Source organism: Lentzea albidocapillata subsp. violacea (assembly GCF_900100275.1).
Taxonomy (GTDB): domain Bacteria; phylum Actinomycetota; class Actinomycetes; order Mycobacteriales; family Pseudonocardiaceae; genus Lentzea; species Lentzea violacea.
The window spans coordinates 31,701-50,823 of the sequence record NZ_FNET01000033.1; the positions used below are offsets into that span (position 1 = coordinate 31,701).

A 19,123-nucleotide genomic window follows, 5' to 3' on the forward strand; every position below is an offset into this window, starting at 1 on the left:
TACCCAAGTACAGGCTTACCGTCGAAGCATGAGCACAAAAGCTGAGCCTTGGGCTCCGCAGGCCTGCACACCGCCCACCGCGGAACGGCCACTGCGGGTCGCTGAGTTCGACGCATTGTTCGCGCAGGCGCTACAGGACGTTCGACGTGTTGACGCCACGTCCGTTTCCTTGGATCTCCAGCCGCGGTCCGAGGTGGCCGCGCGGGCGGCTGACCTCGTGGTGCGGGAGGCCGGATGCTGTTCGTTCTTCACCTTCAGCTTGGTCGCGACCGGCGGCACACTGCACCTGGAGATCAAGGTTCCAGAGCAGCACGTCGACGTGCTCGAAGCGCTCGTGGCACGGGCGGAGGGCATGTCGACGTGAGCGGGTTGCGTGCTGGGGAGGTCGCCGAGGCCGCGGGCGTGAACCGGCAGACGCTGCGGTACTACGAGCGGGTCGGCCTCCTCACCGAGCCGGACCGGACGCTGGGCGGGCACCGGGTCTACCCGGCGGAGACGGTGACCGTCATCCGGGTCATCAAGGCCGCCCAGCGACTCGGTTTCACCCTCGAGGAGGTCGCCGAACTGCTCGACCTCGGGACGCACCGGCACGGCAAGCCGGGACTGCAGGCGCGAGCTACCGCCAAGCTGACCGAAGTCGAGACCAAGATCGCCGATCTGGAGATCATCCGGGACACGTTGAAGGCCGCGGTGGCGGCGGGCTGCGACGACCTCATCGCGTGCTCGCACATCTCGTCCTGCCCGCTGCCGTTCGCCGGCCTCGCCGAGGGGAAGGTCGCCGATGCCGGCTCCTGCTGCTGACAAGGTCCGTCGATTCGCGTGGCTCGCCGGAGCCGCCTGTCTGCTGTGCTGTCTCGTGCCGGTGTTGGGAATCGCCGCGGTGACAGGCTTCTTCTCGGCGATCGGCTTCCAGGACGTGCTGGTTGGTCTTGGCGTAGCCGCTGTGGTGGGCGTTGGCGCGTGGTTGGTGCTTCGGCGTCGGCGGCGGCACAGCTGCGTCGGTGACGGATGTGAATGTCAGACTTCCGGATCATGATGGTGCTGCGTTCGGTGGTGTTGTTCGTGCTCGCCGCGGTGGCGGAGATCGGAGGCGCTTGGCTGGTGTGGCAAGGACTGCGGGAGGACCGGGGTCTGCTGTGGATTGCCGGCGGTGTGCTGGCACTCGGCGCGTACGGCTTTGTCGCGACGTTCCAGCCCGATCCGAACTTCGGCCGGATTCTCGCTGCCTACGGCGGGGTCTTCGTCGCCGGATCACTGGCCTGGGGCATGGTGCTGGACGGATTCCGGCCGGACCGGTGGGACTACCTGGGTGCGGGCATCTGCCTGGTCGGTGTCGCCGTGATCATGTACGCACCGCGCTGACTCGGGCCAGCGGCTCGACAGTCTCCTGTGGACAATGTGATCAACGTGGCGGGACGAACCTGCAGAGGCAAGCGGTCCATGTTGGCGTAGGAGCGGCGCAACCCTTGTGTTGCAGCTACTTCGTGATGCTTCTGGTGAGTCTCACACTGTGCTAAGTGGAGCAAAACTGGAGCACAGCGTAGAGCGGAACGTCACGCAACGGCGCTTAACGGCACTGAACGGCAGCCAACGGCACCGGTTGACCATGGATTTCTCTGTTTCTGCAGTTCAGAGACGTGACCCGACCCGACTGGCAGTGTGAGGGTCAGGGGTTCGAGTCCCCTCAGCTCCACAATTTCATACAGCATACGAATCGCTCGCTGACCTGCGTAAACAGGTTCGGCGGGCGATCTTCGTTTCTGGTCCACTTTGGACAGTGGGGCGCCAGGCCGGAGAAATCCGGAGAATCGATGTTGATCACCACGAAACAGGGTCAGCGGATTCTCCAGGATCGGGTCGCCCAACCGGGTGGTTGTTCACCGCGATCTTCGAGCTCGCCGCTGACGCGTGCTTACCCTGTCCCCGGTTCGACTGGGCATCGACGCACGGTTTCGTTGGTGTGTGGCGGTTCTGGGCCGACGTGTGAACGGTACGGATCGTCTGCGGGCGGGGCTACCGCTGTGATCGCGGTGTCCTTCCCTCCTCCGGCGCGTCACCTGCCCAGCTAACGCAGGCACCTCGAGCGTCGACTACGTGATGAGCTGGCGAACCGCCCAGCGAGAAGCGCAAGTGGAGGCGACCGATGGCACGTCCTTCGGTGCGTGAGAAGGGTGGTAGCCAGCGTGCCCGAGACTCAGCCTGACTGGGCGGCGCTGTACCTCAAGCATCGAGACGCCATGCACAGAGTCGCCGCGAAGGTCCTGCGCGAGGCCGGGATCGCCGATCAGGCAGGCGACGCCGTTCAAGAGGCGATGATGTCGCTCATGGCCTCTCCGCCCGACGACGTCCGCGAGTGGGAGGCGGTCATGGTCGCGACGGCCAAGCGGAGAGCACTTGACCGGCTGCGTTCGGCCGCTGTCCGACACGCGGGGCCGGAACTCGGGGAAGAGCACGACCACGCCGACCTGGGCGACGTGGCCGAGGAGGTCGCGGAGGCTGCGGACCGTCAACGGGCAGCGGCCGAGGTGTGGGACCACCTTGCGGTGTTGGACGACCGACACCGCAAGGTGGCTTGGGAGTACGTCGCCCTCGAGCGTCCGCGGGCCGAGGTCGCGGAGGAACTGGGCGTGACGCCGGCCCGAGTGAGCCAGATGGCCAAGGCCGCGCTGGAACAATTGCGCGATGCGATGAGCCCGGAGGAGGTGGCACATGACTAAAGACGAGCGCGATGAGGCACTTGCAAGCCTTCTGGAGGCTCGCGCTGGCAACGTCAGAGACAAGCCCCAACCCTTGCTGAATGAAGGCGACCGTGCCGAAGTCGAGTCGCTGATCGAGGTCGCAGACCTGCTGTGGGAGGCGGGGCACGGCGCGCCGCCGTTGGAGTCTGATCCGGTAGCGGCCTTGCTGGGTCTCAACCCGGATCCGCACTGCGCGCTGGATGCCAAGGCTCTGGTTCGAGCGCGGAAGAACGCCAGGTTGAAGGGGAGTGAACTAGCCGAGCGTCTTGTCGCGCGTGGTTGGGAAGTTCAGGGGCGGGATGTCTTTCGATGGGAGAACCAGTCGGCAGCTGACGTCGCGCCCGCTCTGATCAAGGCCATCGCTGACGAGACTGGCGTCAGCGTCGAACAGCTCACAACGAACCTGCAGGCCGACGTGGAGAACGACGCTGTCGCTGAGGTTGCCCGTTCGTCCAAGTTCGAAGGGCTGGTGGAACGTTGGGCCCGGCTTCAGGGTTTGTCGCATGCGATGGCGGCTTCGGTGTTGGAGTCGCGGTTGCGTGCCACAGTTCACCGTGGAGATCGTCCGGATGCCGGTCAGTTGCTGCAGTCTCTTGATGCGCTTGTAGCCGCTGTGGAGAGCGGGACACGCCGAAATGAACCTTGATCAGTGTGTCGACCGAGCTCTTGGTTACTTGGACGAAGTCGTTCGTGGGCGGTTCGCGGCTAATCCTCTCGGGGTTCTCCGTGACGATCTCGGTCTGACGGTTACTGCTGTAGATCATCTGGCGAGTCGACGTGCTGACGGCGGCGCGTGCGACGGAGTTTCTTTTCTGCAGGATGGAGTCGTCCTTTACGCGCCGACGCCATACAGCCGACGTGAGAACTTCACGCTCGCACACGAGCTCGGGCACTGGCTCGTCGAGCAGGTCGAAGAGCTGTACGACTGGCTCGGCGACCAAGAAGATCCGCCGCGCATGCTGGAAACAATTTGTGACCGCATCGCTCAGCGTCTCCTTATTCCGGGGGCAGTTGTCGATTCAGTGATCGGTGGGCGTGTCCGGGCGACGCATGTGATGGACCTATACCGAGCCTGCCAAGCCAGCGTTCCGGCATGCTCCATCGCTGTCGCCGGCAGGCTGCCGCACCTTGGCGCGGTCGCGGTGATCGATCGTGACCAGGACGAAGTGCAGTATGCAAGCGTCAGGCCCGACGCCGCGGAGGGGTGGCCAACTGTTTTTCCCTGGCCGGGACAGAGCGTTCCCACAGGGCACCCCTTCAGGAGCATGCCACTCGGTGAAGCGATGACCAGAAAGACCTTCTGGCGAACGCCCTGGGGAAAACAGGAAGACTATTACGTCGACGCTGTGAGCGAAGGTAGACGTATCATCGCAGTGTTCTCGGATATTGACATCTGGGATGCCGAGCGACTGCACATCGACGAGCCCCGGGACTTCGACACGCGCCCCTCCACCGAGATCCACTGTTGCGGGCGAACGCAAACCGTGCGCGGCTACCCTTGCCAAGACTGCGGGCAACCGTACTGCCCCGTATGCGGGAACTGCCGATGTGGACGGATCGCACAGAAGGAACAGATGTGCAGCGGCGGCTGCTTCCTGCGATACCAACCGCACCTCCTTGTCGGCGGCCTCTGTGAAGAATGTCGTAGCTAGCCTGCTGTATCGCTAACTCTCAGATGGCCTGTCTCGACTACCTGGTAAGAGCACGCTGTCGGGACGGTGATCAATTGGGTGCCGTCGAGACCAGCTGCTGTTTTCCCTAGGGAGGCAACCGATGACCAACAAGCGAGTCGTCCAACATCGCGAGGACGGAAACTGGGAGGTTCGAGCCCCAGGTGCCGATCGTGCCAGTGCAGTCGTTTCGACTCAATCAGATGGTATCGATCGTGCACGTGAGATCCTCGGAAACTCCGGCGGCGGCGAACTGCAGGTCCGCGGCCGTGATGGCACCATCCGCCAGCAGGACACGATCAAGCCGGGCAACGACCCCCGCTCTTCACGCGGCTGACCAGCCCTGGCGGGGCGTCCAGCTCTGATCACATGACCGCCATGGCGTTTCTGACGGGGCACCACCGCAGCGGCTCGGCGTGTTGTATGCCGGGCCGCTGCGGTGCACCTGTCCCGTGTTCCGTGAAAGTCACTCCACATCACTGGCAAGCTGAGCATGCGGAAGTAGGCGACTGTGGCCAAGACCGGCGAACCGCATACCGCGGCTGGTCGACTGGATGAACAGAGCGGTATGTCCGGCGTCTTCGCGAGTTCGTTCGATGCCGCCCTGCAACAGTTCGGAATTCCGCGGGACGTCCTGACCTTGGCTCTGCGCCATTGCGCCGAGACTGATCGCTATCCGCTGCTCGGCATAAGCTCGGTAGACCGGATCAAGATCTATCTCGACGTCAAGGACTGGGTGGCGTTGGCCAAGGCGCGGTTGGGCCGACCGGAGTCCCCGCAGGACGAAGCGGCGTACAAGGCTTTGCGTGCGGCAACCCGCGCCGGAGAAGCGATTGTGTTCCTCACCGCCGCGACCTACATGGAGGTCGCTCGGATCTCCTCACTCCGCCAGCGTACCGACCTTGCGAACGTCATCGCCGAGATCACGGGCTTTGCGGCCATCTCGGGTCGGTCAACCGTGGTGCAGCACCAGCTGCAGACAGCACTTGCGACACGCTTCGGTGGCCAACCGCCTGCGCCTATCGCGGTGCTCGGCATAGGGCAGCCCTTCGCAGTCGGTGTGCGGGGCGCGTTCGTGCTCCGGCAGAAGGGCGGTGGGACTCCTGACCTGCCAGCTGCGCAGGTGCGCGCGATCGAGACCATCGTCCGCGTGACGGGCGAGTACACAATGCTGCGTGGACCGGCGCCCGAGGAGCTGCCTGACTTGAGGGCGCGAGGGTACCGGCCGGAGAACGTTGCCGCGGTTGAGGAAGCTCGTTTGAAGCGCGAGAAGGAGCTTGCCGAGATGCTGAAGGACGGCACAGCAGATCGCGATCGGCTCGGAGATCTCGTGCACGCGCGTTACCTCTACTGGGAACTGGCACACCACCTTCCTACTGCGTTGCAGCCGTACAACATGGACATCAGCGACTTCTACGCCAAGGGCAAGGAGTCGTTGACCGAGCTGTTGGACGACATCCCCAGCGCGGCGATCAACATCACGCTTGCTGACAAGGGATTCCGTAACTCCTACAAGAGCTGGACAGGCAACGACATACGCGATGCCGATGCTGTCTCGGCCGCGATTCCCTACTGCGACATCGTCATGACGGACAAGTATGTCGCTGCTCAGCTCGCGAAGTCGCCTGCTGTTGCCCGCCACGGGACGCTCCTGCTCAGTCGCCTGGCAGATCTCAACAACGCACTTTCAACCCTGATTGCTGCCCGGTCCACCGGGACGCCTTGAGCTGTGGATGGTTGTGGTCGAACAGGGCCTGGCGGCTGGTGGCTCGCGCTTGCGGGTTTGATCGTGCGGTAGGGCTGTCGTGCCGATCGGTCAGTTGAACCGCGTCCAACGCTGCAGACCGCAGCGTGGACAACTGTTGCGAAGGCGCGGTGAAGACCGTTGTCACTCGGTCCCCTACGACCGGTCTGGGGAAGGCGACATCGAACAGATGGATCACGTGCTCCCAGCATCGTCAGTGACCTTGTGGGTGGGAAGCAGGTCGGTCGCCGATGAGGCGGGGAGGCTGGGTGAGGTGGACCGCGACGGTTCGCATCGTCGACTGGAAGCGCTCGGCGTTGCCTGCGACTGCGTTGATTCCCCGGTTCGACGGGTGCGGTCCGCGGAGGACGACGAGGTCGTTTCGGTGGATGTCGGCTCTGCGCCAGCCGTCTTCGGCTGCTCGGCCGAGCAGCGTCACCAGCTCGAGCCGGGGAAGCAGGTCGAGTAGTTCGAGGGTGTATCGCGCTGCGCGGGTTCGCTCCGACGTGCTGGACTGGTCTTTCGCCGTGGGGAACGGACAAACGTTCCAGTGCAGGCACAGTCCGCGGTCGATGTGGAAAGTGCGATAGGCGGTGTGGGCACGTGCCGCCGAGGGGTCGTCGTTGTCGATGCTGAGCAGTCCTGAGCCGCCGGTCTCCAGCTTTGCGCGTGGGCCGGGGCTGTCGAGCAGGAACAGGGCTCGCGCGTGGACACCGCCGAACTCTGGGTCGGGGTAGGGCACGGTTCCTGGAGGGAGTCCTTCTGCCGCCGCGATCCGGTTGGCGAGGTCGACCAGTGGCGCGACGTGTTGCTCGCGAAGCCGCATGTGTTTGGCGGCAACGACGGTGGGGTCTGCGTGTGCTTGTCTCACGAGGTCGCCTCTCGGTTGATCAGCTGACGGCCAGCCAACTACACGTTCGTGCGTTGCTCCACCACGAAGGTGATCGAGCTGCCTCTGAGCAGGTCATCCTTCGTGCTTGCTTGTCCGTTACTGCAGGCCGATGTTCCACCCAGTAACGACAGCATGGGTGTGGCGATGCATGCGGTATGCCGATGACCGACCTGGCAACGTTGGCGCTGCCCGCCTGGGCGGTCCCCGCACAGCCTCGCCGAGCGGCTATCGATGAACACGTCATCCACATCAAGGGAGAGTGGTGGCGCGACGCGGTCAGCTCACGGAGTTTGCCCGGTACGCCGCCAGCCGGGCCGACCATTACTCGCGCCGAAGTGTGGGCGGCTGAATCCCTAGATGTATTCACCCTGCTGTGGCGGACCCTAGCGTGGGGATCGGGCAGGTACTTGCGACAGAACGCACGTCGGCTGGACGCTATCGCCGCCGACGTGCCGCGAGTAGAGGATCTCCTCAGCAGAGCCGCAGTGGAGTCCAGGCGCGACCCTGCCGCCGCGTACGCCCTGCTTCGGCCTGAGCGACGCAACGAGATCCTGTGGCTGGGTCCGTCGTTCTTTACGAAGTTTCTGTATTTCGCCGGCGGCGGCGCACCAGGCCACCCGTCACTCATTCTCGACCGCGTCGTGGCGACCAGGCTGCGCGAGCGGTGCGGCTGGGCATCGTTGCACCACGCAGGTCCCTGGCCGGCGGAAACCTATGGGCGTTACTGCGACCTGCTCGCCCGTTGGGCCTACGACAACCGGTGCGCACCCGATGAGATCGAACGCACCCTCTTCGCTGGCGAACCGGAGGAACGATCGTGATCATCACCTGTCCGAAGTGCTTCAGCGCTGATGACGTGCTGCCGCCGCGCAGGCTTCCGGATCGCTTGCTGCAGTACCGCTGTACCAACCAGGAGCATGGCGACCACGAATGGTTCACGACCCGCGAAGCCGTCCAGTCACCGAGCGAGGTACAGGAGGGTGTGACCGACGAACTGCTCGAACCGCTCAACCGGTGTGTGGACGCCGGTGACCCCTTCGTCGAGTACGGCATCGTCGAGCACCGTCTGCGCACGCGATTCCCCGATCTGTTCGCCGCCCACGTTGCCGATCAAGGCCACTCCATGTTCGGCTCTCGTGCCTACACGGCGTCCAGTGTCCGTTTCGGTGTCGCGCTCGGCCGGCTGGAACGGATGGGCGAGCTGGTCAGCGAGTACGGACCAGCGACCGGCGCGTGGCGCTACAACGGCCAGGTGACCTACTGGGCCCGAGCGACGCCATCAGACCGGAGCCGCAAGACGTGGGCTGAACACTGTGCGGAAATCGGTCGGCCCTCGGAGTGGACGGACGACGACCGCCTCGGCCTGCGTACACCGTGAACCTCTCAACACCGGGGACGCACGAAGCCGAGTCCACGATGCGAGATTGGGAAGGTTTCGTGGTTCACACTGTTGAGCACGGCGGCTTTCTCTGGAAGCCCTTGCCGGATGCGACTTCGACGGCGGAGGAGTTCCAGCGGGCCCGGAGCCTCATGATCCAACTCCACGAGGCGTCCTCGTGGAATCCGTGGGTGATGGAAGACCAGGCGGATGACTACGTCAAAGCGACGGACATATTCCACCAATGGACTCGTGCGGAGCCTGGGCATCGCTACTTGACCGAGGCCGAGCTGGATGCGAAGTGGGCGAGATTGGACGCGGAGTCCAAGCAGCGTTCGGCAGAGCAGGAAGCACAACGACTCGCCAGGATCGCCGACTTCGATGGTTCCCGTGAAAACGCGCGTCTCGCTCTGTTGGAGTGTGAAGCGCAGCTGCGTGAGCGAGAAAACCGCATATGGCCAGTCGGCTCGCAGGAGGACAGCAACGCGCTTGAGGCAAGGGCCGAAAGGCTTCGGGGTGAGGTGGAAGACCCTGAGGCAGTGGTGGACAAGGCGGGGCTACTGCCCGCTGAACGTCGTGACATCCACCTCACCCTGTTCAAGATCTGGCGCGAGGGTGAAGTCAGACGCCTGAGGGGCTTGGTCAGTGAACAAGCTGCGGCGCTGTCGGCAGCGCCGCCCAAGAGTGCGGAGAGGTCCAAGATTCGAGGCGAGCTGGCCGCGTCGAAACGAGAGTTGGAGAAGCTGCTCGCGATCCCTCCGTTAGCAGCTCAGGACATGTGCTCTGAATGCGTCAGGCCCGCGAGTCAACACGGCTACGTCTGGCAGAGCGGCGTGCGCGAGACCGTGCCGTGCCCTGCATGGCCAGACTGGGCGGCGCGGCTCAAGGAAGCCCGAGACATCCTGATGCGGGCCGCTGATTCCCGCAAAGAGTCCCCTGCTCCCCCGAAACCGAAGCCACTCGCCGTCGTCCCGTCCGGGCTGCCGATCGCTGAGGTGATCACGAAACTCACCGATCTCCAGGGGCAATACCCAGACGCCGTCGTGCGCAGAGGGACAGCCAACAGGTGGGAACTTTGGCCACCCAAAACAGAAAAGTAATACTGTTGGGCTACCTGAGCACATCGGGGCCAGTGGCGTAGCCGGCCGTTGCGAGTCTGACCTTTGCTGGCGAGCCCTACAAGGCTCCACTCCTGACGAAACTACACTCGAAGCATGTCAGGTGGTGATCTACTGCCGGAAGCCGAGCAGGACCCAGTCATGACTGAAGCCTGGGAGTGGGCACGAGGTACGTCTGACGGGCAGGAGTTCCTGGAGGAGCTGCCTGCGCTTGCCCTCAAACTCCGGGCCGACTCGCGCTCCCTGTACGACTACTTCGGTCTCCGCCGCGAGTACGCGGTTGAGTTGATGGTCGCGCACGATGCCGGAGCGATTGAGCACGCCCTGCTGGACATAAGTCATGAGCTGCTGCTCTCAGACCGTGGCCGTCCAGCGGTCGTGGCCTGGCTGTCTGACTACTCCAAGCAGTTCGATGAGCTTGCGTGGCAACGACTTCGAGTCCCTGCCGGCGTGGCCGCGGGTGTGGTGACAGGTCGGCAGGCGGTTCGGGAGATAGCGGGCGGCGGTTGGCTGGAACCTTGGAAGGGCGGGTACGAGGCGGACTGGTTCGCCGTTGAGACGCTTCTCGATGAGGCTGAAGAACTGCACTGCGAGTTGTGGAGCCGCTTGACGGTTCAGGTCACGCTGAGCAGGACCTCGCGATGGCACCATGCACTGAGCCTGAACGAGTCGGCTGCTCGTCACCGGCTTGAGCAGCACGCGCAGCAGTGGCCCAAGGTATGGGCGGAGGCCATGCCGTGGCTCCTGGCTGCCTGCAAGAACTCGGGCGGCTATCTCGAGTCGTTGCTCGTGGCGAAGGTTGCTCTTGAAGACCGCCTGTTTCGAGATGCTGTGGAGTCTGCTGCGGAGCATCCGCATCTGGCCGTTCGAACGCCTGCACAAGGGGTTCTCGCCCGTGCTGGCGGTGTGGACCAGGCAGATCTGGCACAGCACTTGGTCGAAGTGGTTGCTGCGCTTCTCGACAACGACCGTAGCCGCATCGACGCGTTCCCATGGCCACTTGCAGAGCCGACGCACACCTGGCTGTCGCAACGCCGTCTTGAGGATTTGGTGCGAGATCGTGCCGCCATTGCGCTCAATCGTTTTCGTGAGGTCGTTCGTAATCAGGGCGCCGCAGAGGAGGACGCGCTTACCGGGCGGCTTCTCGACCGGCTCGAGAGCGAGTTCTCCAAGATCGACGCCGAGCTGACGCTCACCGAGTCCCATGGTGTTCGTAAGCCGGAGGTCTCGCTCGCGCAGCGACCGGTGCGCAAGGCTGATGAAAGGACGGTCGGCGCGGATGTCGGTCTGGTTGTCGCTGTTGACCTTCCTGGCCGGTTGAAGGTGCGCTTCGGTGAGTTGGTTCAGGTCAAGAAGTCGTCGCTGCTGCATGGCACTGGTGGCTCCGTCGACTCCTGGCGCATCGAGATCAGGCAGTTGCACGACCTGCTCGAGCACAGCCCTACCGCGGTGTACTGGCTGATCCAAGCCGCTGGAGATGTGCTGTGTGTGCCAGCCAAGTTGGTGCACGCCATCATCAAGGGGAGAGACAAGCCGAGTTCACTGTCACTCACCATTCGGTACAGCGAGATCCGGCACGCGGCCATCGGTCTCGGCCAGTATCTGCGGGATCTGTTGATGGGCATGTGGGTAGGCAACTGCGGCGAGCCAACGCTGAGCGTCGCGTCCGGTGTGGACGACCGCATCCGGCCGATGCACATCCTCGCCGTCGCTGTCCGCGTTCGCAGCGAGCGAGACTCTGGTGATCAACAGGACCGGTAACGCGCGTGTCAACGGGGCGCATGAGCGTGGAGTGTTCGGCCGACTCGACCGTTGCGGTTCCTTGTGGGTGACACTCACCGTGCGGTCTTCTGCGCGCGGGTGTTGAGTTGGTGTCGACTCGTACTCGGAGGTGCGTCGTGTCCTCCTCGCAAGCAGACAAGCCGCTCGACGAATCGAACGCCGTGGTCTCTCAGACGCCCGAAACTCCGCCTGACTGTGAGAGCGGTCAGCAAGAGACCAGCATCGACCAAGCTGTCTGGTCCTATCGGAACAAGCCGACACGAGGCAAGAACTACACCTTCACCGGTCATGTTCGGTACGTGGACGGTGCTGAGGCGGAGCGCCTGCGAGGCGAGCTGGCGGTCGTGATCAGAGACCTGCTCGTGTAGGCAGCGACCGAGCAGAGCGCCGCACTGCCTGATCACGAAGATCCGGATGGTCGCAGCAGCTGATCGGTGATGGCTTCGTCCGACTACTCGTCTCGCCACCTCGAGCGGTAGGCGCACTTGGCGAGTGCACCTACCGCTTCCTTGGCTCAGCGTCGGAAGCCGCGGTTCGGATCGCGCTGTTCTTCCAGCGAGTAGAACCGTTCGAAGAGGTACTCCAGCTCGCCTGGCGCGGCTGGATCGTGCTTCGAGGACAGGTAGCCGTCGTGGTCGGCGTCCTCGAACAGCACGTCGTAGAGGCTGCCGAAATCGTAGTCGTACGGGGTCTCGGGGAGGCCCTCAGCGAATTCCGCAGTCACGTCGGCGTCGCTGTGCATGGCTTCGGCATCACTGATGAGCAGGTCCAGAGCGATCTGTTCGACCATGTCGAGAGGACGCGGGTCGGTGCCGTCGCGAAGGTCACCGACCAGGTCGTCGAACGCGCGTGCCACGCGGCGGAGGAACTCGGCCGACTGCTTGCGCATGATCGAGAGGACGAACTGAAGGTCGCCGGCGGACGTGTTGCCGCGGCTGACAGCTTCGGCGTAGTCGAAGTACTGGTCCGCGAGCACGGCGCCGGCCGCGGCGAGCAGTCGAGCCGTGCGGGGAGTTAGGTCGGGCGGGATGCAGTCCTCACAACCGGCCTCCTCGCATAGTTCGCAGTTCTGGCAGTCGTTCGCGCAGTCCTTGCAGAGGGTGCATTCGCCCGGCGTGCATGAGGTGGTCGGGAACAGCAGGATGCCGTCGATGGGCTCGCTGTAGACCTCGCGAGCCAGCGGCGGTCGGCCCCACTTCGCGACCCGGACGGGATCGATCGGCAGCTGGCGGACAGCGGCGACGACGCTGTCGGGCATGCCTGCCAGTGCGGCGTCGAGGCGTTCGGTGTGGTTGCGGCGGCCGAGCAGGCGGGAGTTGAGGGCGTCGGCCAGTCGGCGTGCGGCGGTGGCGTCGGAAACGGTGGCCAGGGCGTGGAGTTGGGTGTGGCCGGGGTGGCGGGTGATGGCCATGACGCGGTGCTTGCTGGCCGTGTGGTGCGGCAGGAATGCCTCGTAGAACGGGTCGTCGAGCGACATGAGTTTCTCCGGTTAGCGCAGGTCGAGCAGACCTGCCGCCGGGCGCGCACCGACGACAGGTCTGTCAACGAAAGTCAGGGTCCGCGCTGGTGGTCCGGGTGCTTCCGCAGACCCCGTGGCGCAGAGACGACGCTAGCAGAGTTCATTCATGTCCACACCGACGAAGGCGGCGGTTCACGCGGCGGTGCGCCAGTCGCTGCTGGCCTCCTGTTCGCGAAGTTCGGTGATCGCGTCGATCCATCGCTTCTGCAGGGCGACCATCAGTCGTTGTTCGACTTCGGCGGCGACGTGCGAGTAGGTCTCCTGGATCTTGTCGGGGAGCTTGTGGCCCAATCGGCGGGACTGGGCGACCTCGGGGACGGCGTCGGCGATCATCCAGGTCTTGTGGCTGTGGCGCAGGCCTCGGAAGGTCAGGCCGGGTTTGATCGGGTAGGTGCTGAGGCTGGAGTTGCCGTCGGAAGCGGGGCGCATCGCACGGCGGGAGAAGTTGCTGCGCCGATGCAGGTCGCCGCCAGGAGTGACGAACACGTGTCGGTGCTTGTGGGTGTCGAGGTGCTGGCGCAGCAGCGGAACGAGGAACTTCGGCAGAGTGACCGTGCGTGCTGACTGCGGTGTCTTGGGCGGGCCGAGCCAGAGTTTGCCGGAGGCGGACTCGTGCAGGCTGCCGAAGTTGGGGTCGATGACGAAACAGGCGTCGTCGAGGTGCAGGTTGTGGCGCTGCAGGCCGACGAGTTCGCCCCAGCGGGCGCCGGTCCATCCGCCGGTGAGGATGAGCATGCCGCCAGCGGGGCCGTAGCAGGTGGCGGTCTGGTCGGCGACGCGGATGACCTCGCCTGGCATCGCCCAGATCTGTTCGGTGGCTTGACGGTGGCGGCGAGCTCGACCTCGTCGGCGGGGCCTGATCGGGTTGGCGGGGATGAGTTTCTCGTCATGGGCGTCGGACAGGATGAACGAGAGCAGTTTGAGAGTGTCGGACACCGTCACATCGGCGAGACCGTCCTGGCGCAGCGACTTGGCCCAGGCATGCGCGGCGGCGTTCTTGATGTCAGCCAACGGGGTCGTGCCCCAGCGGGGCAGGATGCGAGCGCGGAGCTTGCTGCGGTAGTTCTCCTCAGTGCGCAGGTCCACGTCGAGGGCATCAAGCCAAGTCTCGGCCCACTCGGCCAGGGTCGTGGTCTGACCGGGCTCCAGGTTGGTCTTCGAGGCGTCGCGTTGGTCTGATTCGAGGTCTTCCGCTGCGTTGTCGGCGGCGGTTTTCGTGGTGAAGCCGGTAAGGGAGCCGATGGTGCCGTCGTCGTTGAAGTAGCGCACCCGCCAGCTCTGCTTGCCTGACTTTTCTACCCAGGCCATCTCGTCCTCCGGTTGGTGGTGTGGGGGTCACGGATTTGACGGATGCATGGACGCTTCGATCTGCGAAGAGGGCAAGCGTTGCGGCACAAGAACCTTGGTTTGTCCGCAGTGGACTCCCACAAATGACACGTGCTCAGCGCCTTCGCGTGCGGCGACGTCCTGAGGTGGGCCGGGAACCGGCCGCGATGATCTGCTGGATGTCGGCGTCAGAGAACCGCAGGTGCTTGCCGAGGAAGGTGCACGGGATCCGTCGTTGCCCGGCTTGGCGTCGCAGCCACGACTCCCGGACCGTCAGGATGTCAGCGGCTTCAGCGGGGGTGTAGAGCCGCGACGGCGGGTCCTGCTGCGGCGCCGTTGTTCGATGTGAAGGAGCCGTCATGACACGTCCTCCGCGCTCGAGGCATGTCTGACGAACTCCTGGAGATCGGCCAGCAGGAGGGACACGGCGCGGGTGGCCTGTTGTGGCACGACTCCGTTACCGAGAACCTTCAGCTGCGCCGTGCGGCTGAGTGCGAGATCGGTGACCCAACCGCGTGGCAGGCCCATTATGTGTTCGACGAGTGGGGGCGCGAGGACTGGTCGTCCGTGGCGTCCGGGTTGGGTGGGGAATGGCGCCGGGCGGCCGAGTGTGGCTTCCCAGCGGGCGATCGCGGTGGCGTAGTCGCCCCAGTCGACTTCGGTGGCCGGCGGGTTCCACGTGTCGTTGTGCGTGGCTGTTGACGGTGCAGGCGAACCGCCGCTGAGGACAGCATCAACTCGCCCTTGGAACCCCGTTGTTGCGGGCAGCCTTTCGCGCCGTCGCTGGCACGCGGAGTCAACAACGTCTGCGCGCCCACCGGCGGCAGGGCCTCCTGGGACAGCGGTGGATGGGATCCAGCGCTGGCCGCGTGGTCGGGTGCTCCGGTGTTGGTCTGCGCCTGGCGTGCAGTCGCACGCCGGTCCAGTGCGGTTGGCGTCGGCAACAACCGCAACTGGTCCAGCAGCGACGGCCCACCCTGTCTGCTGGCGGCGCTCACACCGTTGGAGCTGCCATCGTGTGCTGTCGGCGTTGCGAACGTCCTGGTCTTCGAGACGGCGGGGCCACCCGAGCAAGAAAACTCTCTCGCGGCGGTGCGGCGCTCCGACGTCGGCGGCGCGGACGCTACGCCAGAGTGCGTCATACCCTGCGGCGGCCAGGTCCGCGAGTACGCGGTCGAGTCCGCCGTTGCGCCATCGCAATGCGGCCACGTTCTCCACGACAACGAGTTGTGGATGTAGTAGGCGAAGGGCGGCCACGATGCTGGTCCACAGTCCACTGCGTTGCCCCTTCTTGATACCGGCGCGGCGGCCGGCGGCGGAGATGTCCTGACACGGGAACCCGGCGGTGACGATGTCCACAGTGGGCACAGCGGACCAGTCGACGGTGCGGAGGTCTCCGAGGTTCGGCGCGCTTGGCATGCGGGCGTCGAGAAGTGTGGTGACGTGCGGGTCGTTGTCGGCGCACCAGGTGACCCTGCCGCCGCCGAATGCGGCCAAGACACCGAGATCGAGCCCGCCGTATCCGGTGCACATCGAGCCGATCGACGGTCCTGGCGTCGCCGCAACGTACAGCGGCGTCACGTTGTTTGCCCGTACGATGTCGAGCGTTCGTCCGAGTCCGTAGTGGACTGAACACGCTTCCGATCTGTTGATGCCGCAGGGTTCAATCCGACATCACTTGAGTTCGATCGGGCCTCAGGTCGTGGTCGGCTGCTGACCCAGTACTTCGTCGCTCGATCCGAGAGGATCGGCGTGTTGAAGTTGCTTCGGAATTTCTGAAGTGATGTCATCTTGGCTGAACTCTCTGCACGTTGTCCGAAGACAAGGGGCGTGGGTTGGCCGTCGCACCGGTTCGGGACTTGCGGGCACGCCGCGTGGTGGCGTCGCCCGAGGAGCTCGAGCGGTTCGAGGTCGATGTGATGGCCGGGCTGGTGCTCGCGCGGTCGTCGGCGGGTCTGGCGGACGGCACGGTTCGCGGCGATGTGAGCAACCTGGAGCAGATCCGGGACTGGTTCGGCCGGCCGTTGTGGGAGATGGAGCCGCAAGATGCGGACACTTACTTCGGCAAGGTGATGCGCGCAGCGCCGAGCGGAACCCGGCTGGCCCGCGCGGGAGCGCTGTCGGTCTACTTCGAGTTTCTCGAGCTGCGGCACAAGGTCGAGCTGCACGCGATGACCGGCCGGGTCGTGCAGTGCCCGCTCGACGAGATGAACCGGCCGCGCGGCAACAAAGACGCTCGGCTGCGGATCCCGCCGCTGGAAAGCGAGATCAACACGCTGTTCACTGGCTGGGCGCAGGACCTGGCGACCTGCCGGAAGTTCGCGCCCTCGGCGCGCAACTATGCGGCGGCACGACTGATGGCAGGCGTCGGCGTGCGGATCAACGAGGCCCGGCACCTCGACCTGGCCGACATCCGCTGGGAGCTGGGCCGGTTCGGCAAGCTGCACATCCGGATGGGCAAAGGCGCGCGAGGCTCCGGGCCGCGCGAGCGGATGGTGCCGTTGCTCAACGGTGCTGATCGCACTTTGTGTTGGTATGTCGAGGATGTGTGGGGCCAGTTCGGCGACGATCACACCCGGCACGGTGCGCCGTTGTTCCCTTCCGAGCGCACGAACCGTGACGGATCGCGTTGCCGGGTCGGCTATGACACGTTGCGCGCCGGGCTGGCCGAGGCGACCGTGACGCACCTGCCGCAGTGGGCGGGCCGGTTGTCGCCGCACGTGCTGAGGCACTACTGCGCCTCGCAGCTCTACCTCGGCGGTCTCGACCTGATCTCCATTCAGGAGATGTACGGCCATGCCTGGGTGGCCACCACGATGAAGTACGTCCACGTGCACCGCAGCCGCATCGAAGACGCCTGGATCGCTGGGCAGAAACGCGCCGCCACGCGGCTGGAAGGACTGATGTGAATGCGGTGGAACCTGCGTCTGGTCGCGGCGAACCGCGGCATCTGGCAAGCCTCCGAGTTGCAGCGGCGACTCGCCGAATACGGCTTGGTCATCTCGCTGGGCAAGATGTCCAACCTGTGGTCCGGCCAGCCCGCGTCGCTCAAGCTCGCAGATCTGGATGTGATCTGTACGGTGCTCGGCTGCCAGATCGGGGAACTGTTGATTCCCGAGCCGGACAAGGTTCGTGGCCCGAATGCCGACAGCGAGCAGTCCGCTGCCAACGGGCCGGCGAAGCCGCCGCGCGTGGTGCCGCGTCGGCGGGACGGCCGGTCCTTGCCGCCTACCTGATCGATGGTCGCGCGTGACGGTGTCGGGCCGAGGGTCGCTCGGTCGGTGACCAGCTGCGCGGACTGCCTGGCGTGGGGGCAGACCTACGCACAGGGTGTGTGCCTGGCTTGCTACAACTTCGCCGCTGCCCGTTTCGGCCAGCACGTCGGCGAGTGCGGTGCGTGCGGGCGTCGCGTGCGGCTCAAGAAGGGCTACTGCCGGTTGTGCTGGTGCCAGGCCCGCGAGGATCGCGCCGTCGCCGCCGAGGATGCGCGCGGGAAGGTCGTGCTCGCCCCGTTCGTGGCAGCGGTGCAGTGCCACCAGTTGTTCCTGGCCGACCTGTACCGCCCTCGTGCTCGCCCGCGCACGGCTGAGCGGCGCCGCGGAGCGAAAGGACGCCCCGCCAAACCGCCACCGCCGGTGGCGCGTGGTCCCCACCTGGACTGTGCGCAGCTCGTTCTGTTCGCCGACCTGCCCCGCACCTACCGCTATGGCCACGTCGACCTGAGATCCGGCTCCGCGCCGGACAATCCGTGGCTGGCGTGGGCGCTGCATCTCGCGCACACGATGGCCGAGACACGCGGATTCGATCCGATCGTGCGACGCACCCTCAACCGCAACCTCGTGATGCTGCTGGTCACTCACACCGACGGCGACACGGTGCGAGTCTCGGACTTCCAGCATGTGATCCGCAACCGGGGCGGCGGCCTGGTCCACGTCCTCGACGTGCTGGCCGCGATGGGCATCCTGCACGACGACAGGCCGTCGGTGTTCGACACCTGGCTTGAGTCCAAACTCGACAATCTCGCACCCGCGATCGCCCACCACGTGCGGCGCTGGGCGCACGTGGTGCGCGACGGCGGACCTCGCCGCCGACCACGTCGGCCCGAGACAGCCATGACCTACGTCAATGCCGCGCGACCCGCACTGCAGATGTGGTCGGGCACCTACGACCATTTGCGCGAAGTCACTCGCGACGATGTCATCGACTACCTCGACCTCTTGCGCGGCGAGCCGCGGGTGCACGCCTTGGTGGCGCTGCGCTCGCTGTTCACCTGGGCCAAACGTGAGGGAGCGATCTTCCGCAACCCGGTCGCCCGAATCCGAATCGGGAAGTACCCGCCGCCTGTCTGGCAACGTCTGTCCGATGAGGACATCGCCTGCGCGGTCCAAGCCGCGACCACACCTCAGGCCAAGTTGTGCCTGACACTGGCGCTCGTGCACGCGGCCCGCCCCGGTCAAATCCGTGCACTGCAACTCGGCGACGTCGACCTCGCCAACCACCGGCTCACCGTCGCCGGCCGGACACGCCCGCTTGACGAGCTGACCTACCGCGCGCTGGTCGAGTGGCTCGACCACCGACGCCGCCGATGGCCGCACACCGCCAACCCACATCTGTTGATCAGCAAGGAAAGCGCGCTTCGACTCGGCCCGGTCAGCGCCGCGTTCATCCTGAACCTGCGAGGACTCCCCGCGAACCTGGAACGTCTGCGGATCGACCGGCAACTCGAGGAAGCCATCGCCTGCGGCGCCGACCCGCTGCACCTGTCGGCTGTGTTTGGCATGGCCGCGCAGACCGCGATCCGCTACGCGACCAACGCACGCCAACTGATTGAGGACGTTCACGCCGCCACGTCCTCGGGTTCGTTGCGAACCCCAGTGTCCAACCCCGACAATGAGGCCGATGACCACTTGGGTTCCCGCTGAAGTTGCTTCAGTTTTCGTGAACTCAAGGAGTTCA

General features: G+C 65.2%; 21 protein-coding genes. 16 read left to right on the top strand and 5 right to left on the bottom strand.

All coding sequences use genetic code 11. From position 1 onward, the window contains the following. Positions 1–28 precede the first annotated feature (28 nt). From BLR21_RS44275 to BLR21_RS39155, 8 genes are all read left to right on the top strand, one after another. Positions 29–364, top strand: a complete 336-nt coding sequence (locus tag BLR21_RS44275) for a hypothetical protein (protein WP_090014904.1) — start codon at positions 29–31, stop codon at positions 362–364. After that, positions 361–801, top strand: coding sequence for a MerR family transcriptional regulator (locus BLR21_RS39130; protein ID WP_090014907.1), 441 nt, complete (start codon positions 361–363; stop codon positions 799–801). Before BLR21_RS44275 ends, BLR21_RS39130 begins: the two co-directional genes overlap by 4 nt. 228 nt (positions 802–1,029) lie before the next feature. Continuing rightward, complete coding sequence (locus BLR21_RS39135) at positions 1,030–1,362, top strand: YnfA family protein (RefSeq protein ID WP_176930006.1); 333 nt, start codon at positions 1,030–1,032, stop codon at positions 1,360–1,362. A gap of 821 nt (positions 1,363–2,183) precedes the next feature. Then, positions 2,184–2,717 (top strand): sigma-70 family RNA polymerase sigma factor, encoded by a 534-nt coding sequence (locus BLR21_RS39140; protein WP_218131101.1) that lies wholly within the window; start codon positions 2,184–2,186, stop codon positions 2,715–2,717. Beyond that, the gene (locus BLR21_RS39145; RefSeq protein WP_090014909.1) at positions 2,710–3,384 is read left to right on the top strand and encodes a hypothetical protein; all 675 of its coding nucleotides are present in this window, start codon (positions 2,710–2,712) and stop codon (positions 3,382–3,384) included. The genes BLR21_RS39140 and BLR21_RS39145 overlap by 8 nt, the downstream gene beginning before the upstream one ends. Before the next feature lie 28 nt (positions 3,385–3,412). Next, a complete protein-coding gene (locus BLR21_RS42080) occupies positions 3,413–4,390 on the top strand; it encodes a hypothetical protein (protein WP_143028080.1) in 978 nt (325 codons plus the stop codon). Positions 4,391–4,511: 121 nt separating this feature from the next. Beyond that, a complete protein-coding gene (locus tag BLR21_RS39150; protein WP_090014911.1) occupies positions 4,512–4,745 on the top strand; it encodes a DUF2188 domain-containing protein in 234 nt (77 codons plus the stop codon). Between the two features lie 174 nt (positions 4,746–4,919). After that, positions 4,920–6,134: a hypothetical protein gene (locus BLR21_RS39155; RefSeq protein ID WP_143028081.1), complete on the top strand. Its 1,215-nt coding sequence runs from the start codon at positions 4,920–4,922 to the stop codon at positions 6,132–6,134. 232 nt (positions 6,135–6,366) lie between these two features. Here BLR21_RS39155 and BLR21_RS39160 read toward each other — a convergent pair whose 3' ends face one another. Continuing rightward, positions 6,367–7,023: a uracil-DNA glycosylase family protein gene (locus BLR21_RS39160; protein ID WP_218131102.1), complete on the bottom strand. Its 657-nt coding sequence runs from the start codon at positions 7,021–7,023 to the stop codon at positions 6,367–6,369. A gap of 182 nt (positions 7,024–7,205) precedes the next feature. On the opposite strand from BLR21_RS39160, the gene BLR21_RS42085 reads away from it, so the two are divergent. The 5 genes from BLR21_RS42085 to BLR21_RS39185 all read left to right on the top strand — a co-directional run bounded on the left by BLR21_RS42085 (position 7,206) and on the right by BLR21_RS39185 (position 11,690). Then, positions 7,206–7,865, top strand: coding sequence for an 8-oxoguanine DNA glycosylase OGG fold protein (locus BLR21_RS42085; RefSeq protein WP_143028082.1), 660 nt, complete (start codon positions 7,206–7,208; stop codon positions 7,863–7,865). Between the two features lie 35 nt (positions 7,866–7,900). Continuing rightward, positions 7,901–8,422, top strand: coding sequence for a hypothetical protein (locus tag BLR21_RS39170; RefSeq protein ID WP_143028083.1), 522 nt, complete (start codon positions 7,901–7,903; stop codon positions 8,420–8,422). Between the two features lie 38 nt (positions 8,423–8,460). Then, a complete protein-coding gene (locus BLR21_RS39175; protein ID WP_143028084.1) occupies positions 8,461–9,522 on the top strand; it encodes a hypothetical protein in 1,062 nt (353 codons plus the stop codon). A 159-nt stretch (positions 9,523–9,681) separates the two neighbouring features. Beyond that, the gene (locus tag BLR21_RS39180) at positions 9,682–11,301 is read left to right on the top strand and encodes a hypothetical protein (RefSeq protein WP_090014920.1); all 1,620 of its coding nucleotides are present in this window, start codon (positions 9,682–9,684) and stop codon (positions 11,299–11,301) included. 137 nt (positions 11,302–11,438) lie between these two features. Beyond that, the gene (locus tag BLR21_RS39185) at positions 11,439–11,690 is read left to right on the top strand and encodes a hypothetical protein (protein WP_090014922.1); all 252 of its coding nucleotides are present in this window, start codon (positions 11,439–11,441) and stop codon (positions 11,688–11,690) included. A 146-nt stretch (positions 11,691–11,836) separates the two neighbouring features. Here the strand turns inward: BLR21_RS39185 and BLR21_RS39190 are convergent, their stop codons facing one another. The 4 genes from BLR21_RS39190 to BLR21_RS39205 all read right to left on the bottom strand — a co-directional run bounded on the left by BLR21_RS39190 (position 11,837) and on the right by BLR21_RS39205 (position 15,700). Further along, positions 11,837–12,799: a hypothetical protein gene (locus BLR21_RS39190; protein WP_090014925.1), complete on the bottom strand. Its 963-nt coding sequence runs from the start codon at positions 12,797–12,799 to the stop codon at positions 11,837–11,839. Between the two features lie 174 nt (positions 12,800–12,973). Next, positions 12,974–14,149: a tyrosine-type recombinase/integrase gene (locus BLR21_RS39195; RefSeq protein WP_090014927.1), complete on the bottom strand. Its 1,176-nt coding sequence runs from the start codon at positions 14,147–14,149 to the stop codon at positions 12,974–12,976. 133 nt (positions 14,150–14,282) lie between these two features. Further along, positions 14,283–14,528 (bottom strand): helix-turn-helix domain-containing protein, encoded by a 246-nt coding sequence (locus BLR21_RS39200; protein ID WP_090014929.1) that lies wholly within the window; start codon positions 14,526–14,528, stop codon positions 14,283–14,285. Next, positions 14,525–15,700, bottom strand: coding sequence for a DNA cytosine methyltransferase (locus tag BLR21_RS39205; protein ID WP_090014931.1), 1,176 nt, complete (start codon positions 15,698–15,700; stop codon positions 14,525–14,527). The genes BLR21_RS39200 and BLR21_RS39205 overlap by 4 nt, the downstream gene beginning before the upstream one ends. Positions 15,701–16,026: 326 nt before the next feature. Here BLR21_RS39205 and BLR21_RS39210 point away from each other — a divergent pair, with 326 nt between their 5' ends. The 3 genes from BLR21_RS39210 to BLR21_RS39220 all read left to right on the top strand — a co-directional run bounded on the left by BLR21_RS39210 (position 16,027) and on the right by BLR21_RS39220 (position 19,089). After that, positions 16,027–17,076, top strand: coding sequence for a tyrosine-type recombinase/integrase (locus BLR21_RS39210; protein ID WP_256335224.1), 1,050 nt, complete (start codon positions 16,027–16,029; stop codon positions 17,074–17,076). After that, on the top strand, positions 17,077–17,403 hold the full coding sequence (locus BLR21_RS39215; protein ID WP_090014935.1) for a helix-turn-helix domain-containing protein: 327 nt from the start codon (positions 17,077–17,079) through the stop codon (positions 17,401–17,403). It abuts the gene before it with no gap. A gap of 174 nt (positions 17,404–17,577) precedes the next feature. Beyond that, entirely contained in the window at positions 17,578–19,089 is a 1,512-nt protein-coding gene (locus BLR21_RS39220; RefSeq protein WP_176930005.1) for a tyrosine-type recombinase/integrase, read from the top strand. Positions 19,090–19,123: the final 34 nt, after the last annotated feature.

Bases quoted from the DNA above. Each gene is read 5' to 3' on its own strand.
- BLR21_RS39150 (WP_090014911.1), top strand. From the start codon at position 4,512: ATGACCAACAAGCGAGTCGTCCAACATCGCGAGGACGGAAACTGGGAG.
- BLR21_RS39175 (WP_143028084.1), top strand. From the start codon at position 8,461: ATGCGAGATTGGGAAGGTTTCGTGGTTCACACTGTTGAGCACGGCGGC.
- BLR21_RS39145 (WP_090014909.1), top strand. From the start codon at position 2,710: ATGACTAAAGACGAGCGCGATGAGGCACTTGCAAGCCTTCTGGAGGCT.
- BLR21_RS39190 (WP_090014925.1), bottom strand. From the start codon at position 12,799: ATGTCGCTCGACGACCCGTTCTACGAGGCATTCCTGCCGCACCACACG.
- BLR21_RS39180 (WP_090014920.1), top strand. From the start codon at position 9,682: ATGACTGAAGCCTGGGAGTGGGCACGAGGTACGTCTGACGGGCAGGAG.
- BLR21_RS44275 (WP_090014904.1), top strand. From the start codon at position 29: ATGAGCACAAAAGCTGAGCCTTGGGCTCCGCAGGCCTGCACACCGCCC.
- BLR21_RS39205 (WP_090014931.1), bottom strand. From the start codon at position 15,700: ATGTGCACCGGATACGGCGGGCTCGATCTCGGTGTCTTGGCCGCATTC.
- BLR21_RS39215 (WP_090014935.1), top strand. From the start codon at position 17,077: ATGCGGTGGAACCTGCGTCTGGTCGCGGCGAACCGCGGCATCTGGCAA.
- BLR21_RS39200 (WP_090014929.1), bottom strand. From the start codon at position 14,528: ATGACGGCTCCTTCACATCGAACAACGGCGCCGCAGCAGGACCCGCCG.
- BLR21_RS39195 (WP_090014927.1), bottom strand. From the start codon at position 14,149: ATGGCCTGGGTAGAAAAGTCAGGCAAGCAGAGCTGGCGGGTGCGCTAC.
- BLR21_RS42085 (WP_143028082.1), top strand. From the start codon at position 7,206: ATGACCGACCTGGCAACGTTGGCGCTGCCCGCCTGGGCGGTCCCCGCA.